Origin of the sequence: Zhongshania marina, from assembly GCF_002915595.1 — a bacterium.
Taxonomy (GTDB): domain Bacteria; phylum Pseudomonadota; class Gammaproteobacteria; order Pseudomonadales; family Spongiibacteraceae; genus Spongiibacter; species Spongiibacter marinus_B.
The window spans coordinates 88,971-102,175 of the sequence record NZ_PQGG01000012.1; the positions used below are offsets into that span (position 1 = coordinate 88,971).

General features: G+C 48.6%; 11 protein-coding genes. 2 read left to right on the top strand and 9 right to left on the bottom strand.

Annotated elements, in window-relative coordinates; genetic code table 11:
* Positions 1 to 533: 533 nt before the first annotated feature.
* Together rdgC and C0068_RS05395 are read right to left on the bottom strand one after the other, a co-directional pair.
* Positions 534 to 1,472, bottom strand: a complete 939-nt coding sequence (gene rdgC / locus C0068_RS05390; protein ID WP_103683465.1) for a recombination-associated protein RdgC — start codon at positions 1,470 to 1,472, stop codon at positions 534 to 536.
* A gap of 104 nt (positions 1,473 to 1,576) precedes the next feature.
* On the bottom strand, positions 1,577 to 3,193 hold the full coding sequence (locus C0068_RS05395; protein WP_146047842.1) for a hypothetical protein: 1,617 nt from the start codon (positions 3,191 to 3,193) through the stop codon (positions 1,577 to 1,579).
* A 150-nt stretch (positions 3,194 to 3,343) separates the two neighbouring features.
* Here C0068_RS05395 and C0068_RS05400 point away from each other — a divergent pair, with 150 nt between their 5' ends.
* Together C0068_RS05400 and C0068_RS05405 are read left to right on the top strand one after the other, a co-directional pair.
* Positions 3,344 to 5,164 (top strand): cation:proton antiporter, encoded by a 1,821-nt coding sequence (locus C0068_RS05400; protein WP_103683467.1) that lies wholly within the window; start codon positions 3,344 to 3,346, stop codon positions 5,162 to 5,164.
* Between the two features lie 21 nt (positions 5,165 to 5,185).
* Positions 5,186 to 6,100, top strand: a complete 915-nt coding sequence (locus tag C0068_RS05405) for a haloalkane dehalogenase (protein WP_103683468.1) — start codon at positions 5,186 to 5,188, stop codon at positions 6,098 to 6,100.
* Positions 6,101 to 6,203: 103 nt separating this feature from the next.
* Here C0068_RS05405 and C0068_RS05410 read toward each other — a convergent pair whose 3' ends face one another.
* The 7 genes from C0068_RS05410 to C0068_RS05440 form a co-directional block, all read right to left on the bottom strand.
* The gene (locus tag C0068_RS05410; RefSeq protein WP_103683469.1) at positions 6,204 to 6,647 is read right to left on the bottom strand and encodes a nuclear transport factor 2 family protein; all 444 of its coding nucleotides are present in this window, start codon (positions 6,645 to 6,647) and stop codon (positions 6,204 to 6,206) included.
* Between the two features lie 66 nt (positions 6,648 to 6,713).
* Positions 6,714 to 7,583 carry an amidohydrolase family protein gene (locus C0068_RS05415; RefSeq protein ID WP_103683470.1) on the bottom strand — a complete coding sequence of 290 codons (870 nt, stop codon included), beginning with the start codon at positions 7,581 to 7,583 and terminating at the stop codon, positions 6,714 to 6,716.
* Positions 7,584 to 7,728: 145 nt separating this feature from the next.
* Positions 7,729 to 8,172 carry an HIT family protein gene (locus C0068_RS05420; RefSeq protein ID WP_103683471.1) on the bottom strand — a complete coding sequence of 148 codons (444 nt, stop codon included), beginning with the start codon at positions 8,170 to 8,172 and terminating at the stop codon, positions 7,729 to 7,731.
* Between the two features lie 2 nt (positions 8,173 to 8,174).
* Positions 8,175 to 9,275, bottom strand: a complete 1,101-nt coding sequence (locus C0068_RS05425) for an MBL fold metallo-hydrolase (RefSeq protein WP_103683472.1) — start codon at positions 9,273 to 9,275, stop codon at positions 8,175 to 8,177.
* A gap of 106 nt (positions 9,276 to 9,381) precedes the next feature.
* The gene (locus C0068_RS05430) at positions 9,382 to 11,547 is read right to left on the bottom strand and encodes a xanthine dehydrogenase family protein molybdopterin-binding subunit (protein WP_103683473.1); all 2,166 of its coding nucleotides are present in this window, start codon (positions 11,545 to 11,547) and stop codon (positions 9,382 to 9,384) included.
* Positions 11,544 to 12,053 (bottom strand): (2Fe-2S)-binding protein, encoded by a 510-nt coding sequence (locus tag C0068_RS05435; RefSeq protein WP_103683474.1) that lies wholly within the window; start codon positions 12,051 to 12,053, stop codon positions 11,544 to 11,546. Before C0068_RS05435 ends, C0068_RS05430 begins: the two co-directional genes overlap by 4 nt.
* A gap of 210 nt (positions 12,054 to 12,263) precedes the next feature.
* Positions 12,264 to 12,935 (bottom strand): outer membrane beta-barrel protein, encoded by a 672-nt coding sequence (locus C0068_RS05440; RefSeq protein ID WP_103683475.1) that lies wholly within the window; start codon positions 12,933 to 12,935, stop codon positions 12,264 to 12,266.
* Between the last annotated feature and the right edge of the window lie 270 nt (positions 12,936 to 13,205).

The following is a 13,205-nucleotide window of genomic DNA, read 5'->3' on the forward strand; positions in this document are numbered from 1 at the left end:
GACGGTTCCGATCAGTGTATCCAGCAATATGTTTACTCTAGTTTTATCATTATTTATGTCACACGGGGCTCAGGTAATGTAGCCAAGGAACATAACCAACACCGAAAGTATTGATAAAAAATCAATATTTTGGTTGACCTATTCTGCGAGCTTAGGAAAAACAGAAATATACGTAAATACCCGTAGCAGCAAGGCTTATATTGATCAAAAAGACAGTAGTTATTAATATTTTTTATATAAATATCAACATCTTAGATAGAACATCGAAAGACGCGATATAATGAAGCATTATTATTGTTAGCTAGCACAACTAAATCTTTGACTATAAAACTCATTCCGTTCGTCGGACGTTAAGCGCGAGTCAAAATTAAACAAGGATATTTAAACCAATAGCGACAGGAACAATATGTGTGCCCACCAGCACAGCACAAACCAAGCGGGATTCAGATTGGATTTACTTGGTGCTGGGTTAAAACGATGAAAACAATTTGTATAACAACAAGCTGCGGACATGGCCGCAGCTTGTTATACACTTAAGCGGCGCTGGATATCACTTCACCCTGCTCACTGAGATCTTCGCCGCCGAAGGCCTCGAGCACGGCGGGAATAAACGCCGCGAACTCTGCGCTCATTATCGCGAAATCAACGTCGAACTGATCGGCAGCACTTTCTGTGTGTACATCGCCAACCTTGTCTTGAATTAGATCACCAAAATTAAGACGTTTAATAGCTAGCTGGTCATCAATAACAAATTCAATATCGCCGCTCCAACGCAGCGCGATTTTATTGACAAACATACCCGCCTGAATATGGCTGCTTATTTCTGCGGTGCAAAGGTTTTGGTTTTTGCAGCGAATCACCGAACTCTCATCAGCCTTGTCTCTCAGCTCACACTCACCACCCAGCTCAAATCCTGCGGGTGCAGCTCCTTGCACCAACCACTCTGTCATTTGGTGCTGCGCCACATTTTTAGCTTTTAAGGGGATAACCGGCAGACTACCCAGCGACTCACGCAGAAAGTTAAGCAGCTCTTCCGCCTTGTTATGAGAAGCCGCGTTAACAATCAACAACCCCTGCTCTGGAGCAATATAGGCAAACAGGCGATTGGAGCGAGTAAACGCGCGGGGAATCAGTGAGAAGGTAATTTCGTCTTTTAGTTCTGTTCGCTCTTTGCGCCCAGGTATGCGGTCTTCTGCAAGTTTTATTTCTTCTAACTTATCGGCAAGCACTTCATTCACGACCGACGCGGGTAAAATTTTCTCCTGCTTTTGCGCACACAGCATGATGCAGCCGTTGCTAACATGTACATATTCACTGCCCTGTGAACCTAGTGGCAGGGTCCAACCATAGCTGGACACATCCTGACTATTGCAGGGTATAAAGGATTTTTCTGCAAGTCTTTCATTGACCTCTTCGGCGGTCAGTGAGAAGGGTTTGGTAAAACGGTAGATCAGAAGATTTTTAAACCACATGTAAATTGCGCCTGTACTGCTGTAAATGAAACAAGGGATGTTTCCATCCATTGTATTACCTAATGGCTACTCGTGTTTGAAAAAATGACAACTTGTTGAGTCACCTAGCGATCTCGCTTCGCAAAGTCGCGACTCATCGCTGCACATTGGGACTGACTGAAATAATCTTCGCAAATCTTAACTAGGGCATCATCCGGCCTACGCTCACAGCGCCAATCAGTCTCGTTAAAACTTTTGCCGCCACGGGCGCAGCGCTGCGCAGACTCATCTAATAAGAGCGCCCCACTTTGCTCATACCACTTTTCAATATCAGCAAGCATATTTGATTTTAGTACCGCGACCGACTCATTGCCGCCGCTACCCCATGTACTTAGTCGCGCCATGCTCTGGCGCTGCCAGCTGGCCCACAGCTCTGCCAAACCTGCAACTTGGCCATCTTTTGCTATCGCTTGATTTTCTTCTATGTCGGTTAATAAATCTGACTTCAGCTTGCCAAGCTCACTAGAAGATAAAACCGCACCGCTCAACACATCAGAAAACCGCGTATTAAGACGCTGCTTATACCACTCATAGCGACTATCGAGCTTATCGCGGAAATCGTCATCGGGCAGACCAGAGGCGTCATCGGCGTCACCAAAGCCCTCATACCTGGCGCCCTGTTCATCAACGTAAATACCAATACCGATTGGCTTACCGAGTTCATATTGCCGATAACTTTTTAGATTCCCGTAGTGCATAACCGTGACTGGCCCGTGATATAACCACTTACCGTCATAAATAGCGTCGACATTCACCGCCGCAGTGGTAACAACGCCATGGCGATAGATACGCACACGGTGAAACAGCCCACCGTTATCAATATCTCGTGCAGCTACTTCCAGCATAGATGCGGGGTAATCTTCACTCAGAGCATAAAAACGATTTTTATCGCAGTCATAGGCAAACGCTTGTAATAAGTTTTGGGGCACCGTTAAATTGGGGGCGCGCTCGCAGTCACCCAATACTTCCACCTTTGAAAAGCTAGCGGGTTCATAATAAAAATAATGTACTGGCTGAGGCTTAATTTGATAATTGAAGTACTGCCGCTCAACCACAAAAAAATCTTGGCTGGCGTCTAGAGCACTTATTTTGACTACGCCCCTCGGCAATCCTTCTTTGAATTTAAGTGCGACTTGAAATGGACCTCCCAAGCCGCGATGAACAATGGGAAAAGCCTCTGGCCTGCCCTTGGGACTAATATTGCGCCGGTACTGAAGGTATTGATTATCACCATCCATCGCCATTAAAGATGGCGCGCGGAAACGATGTAGATCTGAATACTGAGCCTGCCAATGGCTTTGCTCGCTCTGAGCTAATACTCTATTTTCACCATCGAAAATGGTAAATGAGCCGTTAAAGCCTAAACGGCTTTCCTCAGCGTTAAGCTTAAAATCACCCTTCAAGTTTAGGAATAGCGGCTCATTATTGATGTCTTGATACAACTGCGTTAATTCGCCCTGCTGGGGAAAGCCCAAGCTGTCAAACTTACCCTTAAACTGTGAGTTCGCGGCGTCGCCGTATATCACCTCGCCTTGTAAAAAAATATCTCGCTTATACTCGCCGCTGAATACTGGCGCTGCCTCCCCGTCGAGTTCAAAGCGCTTATTTTCTACACGACCAACGCAAGCACTCAGCAGCACTACACATAAACACCACATTATGTAGCTTTGTTGCCTAGCCATTCGCACTTATCTCCCTGTCTGGTCTATTTTATTGCGCCTAATCATACCCTAGCCACATTATTGTGAATTGATCTGGTTCCCAGCTTTGACTTAAATACCCAAGGCATGACATCGTTCACCAGAGACATAAAACCATAAAGAGCATCAAAAATGACACACGCCTTAGTAAGTATTTTAGTCGCCGGTATCTTTTGTCAGTGGCTGGCTTGGCGCTTTCGCTTGCCTGCCATTGTTTTGCTCGCTGCCTGCGGTCTCTTATTGGGGCCAATCACTGGTTGGATTGAGCCCAGCGTCGACTTTGGCGATGGTCTTACCGCTGTCACATCACTTTTTGTAGCGATAATTCTGTTCGAGGGCGGCCTTAACCTTCAGTTCCATGAATTAAGAGAAACAGCACAGGTAACCCGTCGCCTCACCTCAATCGGTGTGTTTTTCGCTTGGGGAATTGGCATTTGCGTCGCCCACTACGTTGGCGGCTTAAGCTGGGGGGTGGCGTCTTTGCTCGGTGCAATTCTGGTTGTTACGGGCCCAACGGTAATTATGCCGCTACTCAAACACGCCAAACTCAATCGCAGAACGGCGTCTTATTTAAAATGGGAAGGTATTATCAACGACCCCATTGGCGTTCTACTCGCGGTCTTAGTTTATCAATACCTACTTTATTCTGGTGAAGGCCCAGCACTGCAATCCATATTTGCCAGCCTCGGTTTAGCCCTCGCAACCTCCGCAGTGTTGGGCGGTGGTATTGCTTACGGCCTTGGCTATTGCTTCCGCAAGGGCTGGATTCCGGAGTACCTGAAAGCGCCCTCCATCATCGCTTGTGTGCTTGCTGTTTATGCATTATCCGATTTAGTGCAGCATGAGTCAGGCTTACTCGCCACCACCTTGATGGGTGTGGTTATGGGGAATATGGGGCTGCGCAGCCTAGATGAAATGCGTCGTTTCAAAGAATACGTCACCCTAATTTTAGTTTCCTTCTTATTTGTTGTACTCACCGCCTCGCTAACCAAAACAGCCCTGCAGTCCATTCACTGGCAACTCGTCGCAATGGTGTTTGGCTTTGTATTTTTTGTTAGACCCTTGGCGGTGTTCCTGGCAACCATCCGCACCGATTGTAGCTGGCAGGACCGGGTATTAATCGCATGGATAGCACCGCGCGGCGTTGTAGCTGCCGCTTCAGCTGGTGCATTTGCGCCTGCCTTAATCGACGCAGGTTTTGAAGACGCTCAGTATTTAGTTCCTGCCGTCTTTATGCTGATTTTTGCGACTATTTTGGCCCACGGATTTTCATTGGGACCACTAACAAAATTGCTCAAACTCGGCTCGCCGGGCAAAGGCCGAATTTTAATTGTTGGCGCCTCGCCATGGACAATTGAATTAGCTGGTGCCCTCAAAAAAATTAACCAGGAAGTTGTAATAGCCGATACCGAGTGGGGACGATTACAGCCAGCGCGGCAACAGGGAATAGACACATGGTTTGGCGAGGTGTTGTCAGACATGGCCGACGAGGCGATGGCCTTAGATAATATTTACACCGTGCTCGCCGCTACCGGCAACAACCATTACAACTCTATGGTATGCAATCATTTTGCCCCACACCTAGGCAGACACCGGGTGTTTCAACCCTACGACAGTGGCTATGAACGCAATAATCGCGTGGTGTCTGAAACACGCCGCGGCATTACTGCATTTTCTAGCAATATCTCCTTTGCCGAATTGTGGACACGAATGATTCGCGGATGGATGATTCGAAAAACTGTGATCACTGACACTTACAGCGAAAAAGACTTTCTTGCCCGCCTACCTGAAGACGCCGTGCGACTCGCTATCATCCCAGAAAATGGCAAACTGGAATGGCTTAGCCAAAAATCCCGCAAGCTCCAAACCGGCGATACGGTGATAAGCTTTGTGCCGCCTGAGCAGAATGATGCAAAGGCCGAGGTCGATGCGACACCAAACCTGCCAGCCTAATAATAAACTCTGGAGAAAACCATGACGCCGCTACGCACACCGGATTCTTGCTTTGAAAACTTGCCGGACTACCCGTTTTCACCCCATTACATTGAGGTTGATGACACCGAAGGCGGCAGTTTACGGATGCATTATGTAGATGAGGGGTCGCAAACTGCGCCGGTCATCTTACTCATGCACGGCGAGCCAACATGGAGTTATTTATATCGCAAAATGATTTCCCCTTTAGCTGACGCTGGGTTTCGGGTAATTGCACCGGACCTTATCGGCTTTGGTCGCTCAGACAAGCCTAGCGAGCGCAGCGACTATAGCTACCAACGCCATGTTAACTGGGTGCGCGATTTACTTGCGCAGCTGGATTTACAAAACATCACGCTATTCTGTCAGGACTGGGGCGGCTTAATTGGCTTGCGCCTGCTCGCGGAAGAACAAAACCGCTTTACCCGCGCTATTGCCGCCAACACTATGTTGCCAACGGGCGATCACGCCCCCGGCGACGCTTTTCTACAGTGGCAGCATCTATCGCAACATATTCCGGTATTTACCGTCGGCAAAATTATCGCCGGTGCCTGCGTAAAACCGGTTTCTGCGGAAACCATAAAAGCCTATGACGCGCCCTTTCCCGATGAAAGCTACAAGGCCGGAGCAAGGCAATTCCCCATGCTGGTACCAACTTCAGCAAACGACCCCGCCGCCGACGCCAATCGCGCTGCTTGGCAGGTTTTGAGCACGATGGAAAAGCCCTTCCTAACAGCCTTTAGCGACAAAGACCCCATCACCGCAGCGGGAGAGCCACTATTTCGCAAATTGATACCTGGCACCAAGGGGCAGGCCCACACCACCATCGTTGATGGCGGACATTTTTTGCAGGAAGATCAAAGTGAGGAATTAGTTGAGGTGATATTAAAATTTATTGCGGATACAGCGACAAGTTAAGGCGCGCTAGTTGGTGTGCTGAAAGAACTCTCAAATGCCCAGCATGGCTGCGACAAGCTAAGGCACGCTACTTGGTGTGGAAACGCTTCCACACCAACTAGATCTATAAACTCATAAAATCAGGCACGTTAAACACCCAACTCTTTTCTTCTTTGCGGCTGCTAATACGCCAGCCCTCTGTGGTACGACGGTAGCTGTCCACATACCAAAGGCCCAGCATAAACACCTGCTTTTCTTCTCCGAGCGGCATTTCCATGGGATTAAAACACATCACTCTGCCAGTACCGGAGTCACCGTCAACGGCAATCTGGACATTGGCATTAAGATGCTGAGATGCGCTAAAAGCCGGTAAAGCCTGCTTTAAAAAGGCCAAGGTCGATTCTCTGTCGCCCACCGAACCACCAAAGGCACTGTAGTCGATATGGGCATCGGCGGTAAAAATATCATTGAGTTCATCAACCGCTTTACGATCAATAATATCGGCATAGCGAAACAGCATGTCTTGAATTTCAAAACGGTCGGACATTTCCTGCAAGCTTAGGGGCATTGCGTGTCTCCATTATTATTTTATGTTTGCGCACATTTCGCGCGAGCATAAAGCTCGCGTATTAACTTAATCGAGCTTAAATACCTTGCGGGCATTTTCCCTCAAGAATTTTGGCCATACCTCATCTTTAAACGGCACATTCGGCATATCTTTAAAGATCCGATCCAAAGATAAACCCATAGGGAAGTAACCGGCATACATCACCTTGTCGGCGCCACGGCTGTTGGCGAATTTAACAATTTCTTCTGGGTAATGTTTTGGGGCAAAGGCGCTGGTCATGTAATACAGATTTGGGTATTTCAGCATTAGCTTCCACGCCAATTTCTCCCAGGGTTCGGCGCCGTGACGCATCACCACTTTTAATTCTGGGAAGAACCAGCAAACCTCATCTAGCAACTCGACCTTTTGCGGGGCCATTGGCAAGCGCGGGCCAGGTACGCCAACGCAGGGGCAGAAGGGAATATCTAATTCAACGCACTTAGCGTAAATGGGGTACCACTTTTTATCGTCATAAGGTACTTGTGGACACAGACCCGAGGCAAAACCGGTAATTGCCTTTATGCCGAACTCTTGGTGCAAACGCACCATTTTACGAACTTCGTCCATGCCATTATTTGGATTGACTTCTAGACTCGCAAAAAAACGATCTGGGTGGCGTCGCAAGGCCTCTTTGGCTATTTCGTTATGATCGTCAACGCCTAGCATCGCACGCTCAATATTGTGCTTATCCATCTGCTCGACGGTATAGGCGATATAATCTTCTTTTTTGCCGCTGTCGGGTATGTCTTTAAACATATACTGAGCCGGCATTTTGAACATATTGCGGCTTTCTTCGTCCATCAGCAGCGGCTTCATAAACTCATACCACTGGCTATTGTCTTCACCTGGCACGCTGAGCATCAGATCGATGACCTTGATATCCGTTGGCATTGCCATACGTCGGCTCCTGAAAATTATTATTAAATAGCGATGCTATATGGCATCAACGAGCCCTTATTCTTGACGATATAAACCCCGCTCACAATAACAATAGACGTCACCGGCATAAGCAAAATCGGTCAACAGCCTCTAGGTAAAGCGCTTATTTTAAGGCTGCGCGCAGACGCTCCGCCATTTCCGCTAAGGCGGTTTGACTTGCGGGTTTACGACCGTGAATTTGCATTGGCTTGCCGTGAAAGCACGGAATTAGGTGGGTGTGGTAATGAAAAACGGTCTGTCCCGCTGCCCGACCATTTAACTGGTGGACGCCCAAACCATCAGCCCCTGTTACGCGTTTTACAATGGGGGCGAAACGCCGAGTTTGGATTGCCAAGGCGCTAACTTCGCTGTTGTTAAGGGTGAAAATATTATCGTGGTGTTTGATGGGAATAACGAGGGTGTGCCCTACGGAAACAGGGGCAATGTCTAAAAAGCACATCACTTCATCGTCGCGATACAAAATATGCCCTGGGGCCTTACCGGAAATAATTTTGCAGAAAATACAATTCTCTGTTGCCGTTTCATCACCAAATAAACCGCCCTGCACGATTACACCTCCATTGGCCCTGTATCCGGCTCGTGAACACCGTGATATGGGCAATTTTCTATATCAATTGTCCGGTAGCGGTAAACCCCGCCATCATCTAATACACGCTCCATCCGCCCTTCTGCGCACAAATAATGCAAATGCGCGATTGCCTCGCCTAGCGCCAAGCCAAGTTGCGAAATTTCAATTTTACGGGCAAATAGCACGCTAAATAAATCTATGGCGATCTGCGGTTCAACACAGGCCTTCTCAATAGCAGCAAGATGTCCTTCGTGATGTGCTATCAGATAATCTAGCCGTTCGTGAACACCGTAAAACGGTGCATTATGTGCAGGCATTACCAAGGTTGCGGGATCGAGATCACGTCTAAAGCGGCGTAGCGCATCGAACCAATCCTGCAGTGGGTTGGCCTCAGGCTCAGAGGCCATTACGCTAACGTTAGAGGTAATACGGGGAATAATTTGATCACCAGACAACATGAGCTTATCCGCACTACAATACAGCGACACATGTTCTGGTGAGTGCCCTGCCCCCGTCATCACCTGCCAATCGCGCCCGCCAATTTGCAGAATCTGTCCATCTACCAATCGATGAAACGCCGTCGGCAAGGGCTCTACAACCGAACCAAAACCGCGCATTTTAGCGCTATCACTTTGCAGATAATCATCGCCCACTCCAGCGCGGCGAAAATGCTGTTCCGCCGTCCAGCTCATTTCACCTTGTGGAATTGTGGTAAAGGTTCGCGCCGATAGAAATTCAAGCGCGCTCATATATAAGGGCACCCGTAAACTATTGCATAGCCAGCCAGCTTGCCCGCAGTGGTCAGGGTGCATATGGGTGCAAATTACGCCTAGCACCGGCTTGCCCGACATTTGATTTGCCAGCAATAACTCCCAACGCTCGCGGGTATCGCCAATCTTCATGCCGGTATCAACAATCCACCAGCCCGCATCATCTTCCAAAACATAAAGATTGATATGATCCAGTGCCATAGGCAGCGACATTTGCAGCCAAAAAATCCCTTTGGCAACTTCTATCCACTCCCCTTTTTGCGGAATCTCTGCAAAAGGATATTGAATACCAAATTCAGAATCACTACTCATAACACATCAACTTTTTAAATTTTACCGCTTATAAAACAAATCATTCGCGCTAAATCATTAGAAACAGCTTAAGGTGCAAAGCAGACGCTCCACACCTGAAAAAATACTAAACTAGCTTTAAAGGCAATTGCCGTAAGCGTTGACCGCTAGCAGCATACACCGCATTCGCTAAGGCCGGCGCCAGCGGCGGCACACCTGGCTCACCTACACCTGTTGGAGCCTCAGCGCTTTCTAAAATATGCACTTCGATTTCTGGGGTTTCGTTCATACGAAGCAATTCATAGTTGTGGAAATTACTTTGCTGTACCGCGCCATCCACCACACTTATATTGCCCTTCAGCGCCGCCGTTAAAGCAAACACAATACCGCCTTCCATTTGGCCACGGACTATATCAGGGTTTACAGCCACACCGCAGTCAACAACGCAAACAACCTTATGTACTTTAATTTTTTTGTCTTCTATCGATACCGATACAATCTGCGCCACCATTGTGTGGAATGATTCGTGAACGGCTAACCCTTGAAATTGCCCCGCAGCGGGACTACCCCAGCCAGCTTTGTCTGCCACTTCCTTCAAAACTTTGCGGCGACGCGAATCTACAGGCAAATGATTTAAACGGAATTGCAGCGCATCTTGCCCAGTTTTCACGGCAAGTTCGTCAATAAAACTTTCCATGAAAAACGCATTTTGCGAATGCCCAACAGAGCGCCAGTAGCCAATTGGAATACTGGTCTCCTGCATAATATAGTCGGTTCGCATATACGGAAATTGATAATCTGTTTCTATCAAACCCTCTGTAGCAGCGGGGTCAGAACTCGCTGCTAAGCCGGCGAGTTTGCCGTGGAGCCCGTCTGGAATCCACTGCGGCAGCAGCGTGTTACTCACCTCACCAACAAACTGCCCCATAATGCTGGGCGCGGCTACTTTGGCCTGCAAGCTGGTAACGACATTAGCCTCTACTGTTGCAGACATTTTTACTGAGGAATTGGGGCGATAGAAATCGCCTCGCATATCGTCCTCACGGCTCCACACCAATTTAATGGGATAACCACTAAGCTGGGCTACACGGGCGGCCTCTACCAAATAATCTGGCAAAATCCGACGTCCAAAACCGCCACCAAGCATTTGATTGTGTATGCGAATCTGCTCGCGACTAAAGCCAGTGGCATCGGCAATTGCCGACAGCGCAATATCGGGGGCCTGATTACCTGTCCAAACTTCGATTGAATCAGACTTCACTACCGCCAAGGCATTCATTGGCTCCATCGTGGCGTGGGCAAGATATGGAACATCATATAGAGCGTCGAAAAGCACACCACTAGCGGCGCTCGGGTCACCGATTTCTTCGACGTTTTTACCTGATTCCGTTGCCAGCAAACTATGACGCTCTGCACGCAAAGCATCGCTATTTACACCGGCTAGCGGGCCTTTCTCCCACTCTACTTTAACTGCAGATGCAGCCTGTCTAGCCTGCCAGTAAGTGTCTGCAATAACCGCTATCGCACCGTCAACATTGATGACTGAACGCACACCAGATTTGGCGAGTGCGGCAATGGCGTCAAAACTTTTGGCCTTGCCCCCAAAGTCTGGCGAGCGTAACAAGACCGCGCTGAGAGCATTGGGATACTGAACATCCAAGCCAAATTGCGAGCTGCCGGTTACTTTAGCGCGGGCGTCCAAGCGCTGATCGTACTTACCAATATATTGAAAATCCTGCGGCGACGTTAGCGTAACCACGCTCGGCGCAGACATCCCACGTGCCCTTACAATTACATCGGCAAAACCAAGCTCGCCCTGGGCATGAATAATTTTACCGTCGTGCAAATTGAGGGATGACTCCGCAACATTCAGCTGCTGCGCCGCTGCGGCGATTAGCATTGCAGCAACAGTGGCGGCGGCCTCTCTTAGCGTTTGATAGCTCAAGCGCAGGGATGAGCTTCCGCCGGTGATCATCACGTAAAATTCGGGGTCACGAAAATCGGGGTGAAACTCCGCGTGCTGAACTGTGATCAGCGCAGGATCCATTTTCAGCTCTTCCGCCGCCAAGGTTGTAAGACCAGTGAAAACACCCTGCCCCATCTCAACCTTATGTAGCTGCAAAATCACTTCACCAGACGCCGTCACCTGTAGGTAGGCATTCGGCTGTAAAGCAGTGGCATTCATATTTGGATACGGCGGAGCTTTGGAGCAGCCACTAAGATTAAAACCTATCGCCAAACCGCCGCCTAATAGCGCGGTGCTTTTAATAAAATTACGACGGGATAAACTCATGACTCGGCCCCCACCTCAGTTGTGGCAGGCTGGTAATACTGCACGCTCAATTCCGCTGCGCGGTGTATTGCTTTGCGAATACGGGGATATGTACCACAGCGACATATATTGCCAGACATAGCTTTATCGATATCGTCATCGCTGGGGCTACTATTAGCTTTTAGCAGCGCGACCGCCGACATAATTTGCCCAGACTGACAGTAACCGCACTGCGGCACACTCATTTCAAGCCACGCCTGCTGTACGGGGTGCAGTGTGTCTTCCGTTGGCGCCAAGCCCTCTATGGTGGTGATGTTTTTACCATTTACAAACTCTGCGGGATAACTGCAGCTACGAATCGGCTGACCATCCAAATGCACAGTACACGCGCCACACAAGCCCATACCACACCCGAATTTTGTGCCCGTCATCGCGAGCTGCTCACGCAATACCCACAACAAGGGGGTGCCAGAATCGATGGTCAGGGCCTGCGTCTGACCATTCAATGTAAAACTTAACTCCGCCATGTTTACTCCGATAACACTTGCAATGGGCACACTATACCGACACCGAAAAACAATGTCCCGCTGGGCTGCGCCGAGGAATAGCGATTATGGGCAAAGATTGGGCTGAATCTGATTAAATCTTGTCCATAAACATCAGAGATAAAATACAGACGTAAAAAAGCCCCATTGCTCACAAGAGCATGGGGCTCAAACAGCCTGAGTGGGCTAGCTTTAAAAACGAAACACTAAATCTACCGAAAGCGTATTCGCAGAAAGCTCTACCGACTCGTCGTCATCAAGAAGATAGTGATCGTAGGCCAAGGTGACACTGGCGTTGTTAGCAATCGCCATACGTAGGCCAATTCCGGCATAGGGGTCGGTTCCCTCAACGGTAAAACCACCCGCGCGGCTACTGTCTTCCAGTGTTCCGTCCATCTCCCAGCTATAAACACCGAACCTAGCAAACAAACCCACTGGCTCACTTAGCGGCGTATGGGCATTCACCCCAAGAAACACGCCGTCGACATCGGCATCCATATCCACCCGCCCTGCGCTAAAGCCATTGTTTAAGACCTGAGAGCCATTCGATATCGCGCTACCACTAAGCGAACCTAGCGAGGCATAACCAAACTCCAAACTAAGTTCACGACTAAAATCAAAACCAAAACCAAGCCTGCCACCGCTGGATTCAGTATCTAACTTAATATCTGACAAAGAGCCATCACCAAAGCTATAACGATAATCTGAGCGATTAAAATTAAAGCTCGAACTACTTACACCACCAAACAAATACAGCGAGGGACCGCTGCCATAACTATGACTACCGCGTCGTAAATGATCGGCCTCAGCCAAGGTGGGTAACACCGCAACTGAAGCAAGAGTAAGTATAGGAAGCATCTTCATGGCGTAACTCCTTTTAAAGTATGGCTGCAGTATGTGCGCGACAAACTGAATCAAGGCTGAACGCAGGAATTTAATTTGCAAGCACCAAGCTCTCAGCGCCGCACAGAAATAATGCAAACAATGTCGCCCCGCCTGAATTTGGTGCGAGTTACATAATTAAAGACAAGCTCTAACTCAGGCTCCTTCTTTCGCCGCCAGCTCATCGACGATAATTCGAGGTTTTAGCCAATAGGCAGCACCTCCCTTGCGAAACTGACTTGGCTTACTTGA

Bases quoted from the DNA above. Each gene is read 5' to 3' on its own strand.
- rdgC (WP_103683465.1), bottom strand. From the start codon at position 1,472: ATGTGGTTTAAAAATCTTCTGATCTACCGTTTTACCAAACCCTTCTCA.
- C0068_RS05395 (WP_146047842.1), bottom strand. From the start codon at position 3,193: ATGGCTAGGCAACAAAGCTACATAATGTGGTGTTTATGTGTAGTGCTG.
- C0068_RS05400 (WP_103683467.1), top strand. From the start codon at position 3,344: ATGACACACGCCTTAGTAAGTATTTTAGTCGCCGGTATCTTTTGTCAG.
- C0068_RS05405 (WP_103683468.1), top strand. From the start codon at position 5,186: ATGACGCCGCTACGCACACCGGATTCTTGCTTTGAAAACTTGCCGGAC.
- C0068_RS05410 (WP_103683469.1), bottom strand. From the start codon at position 6,647: ATGCCCCTAAGCTTGCAGGAAATGTCCGACCGTTTTGAAATTCAAGAC.
- C0068_RS05415 (WP_103683470.1), bottom strand. From the start codon at position 7,583: ATGGCAATGCCAACGGATATCAAGGTCATCGATCTGATGCTCAGCGTG.
- C0068_RS05425 (WP_103683472.1), bottom strand. From the start codon at position 9,275: ATGAGTAGTGATTCTGAATTTGGTATTCAATATCCTTTTGCAGAGATT.
- C0068_RS05430 (WP_103683473.1), bottom strand. From the start codon at position 11,547: ATGAGTTTATCCCGTCGTAATTTTATTAAAAGCACCGCGCTATTAGGC.
- C0068_RS05435 (WP_103683474.1), bottom strand. From the start codon at position 12,053: ATGGCGGAGTTAAGTTTTACATTGAATGGTCAGACGCAGGCCCTGACC.
- C0068_RS05440 (WP_103683475.1), bottom strand. From the start codon at position 12,935: ATGAAGATGCTTCCTATACTTACTCTTGCTTCAGTTGCGGTGTTACCC.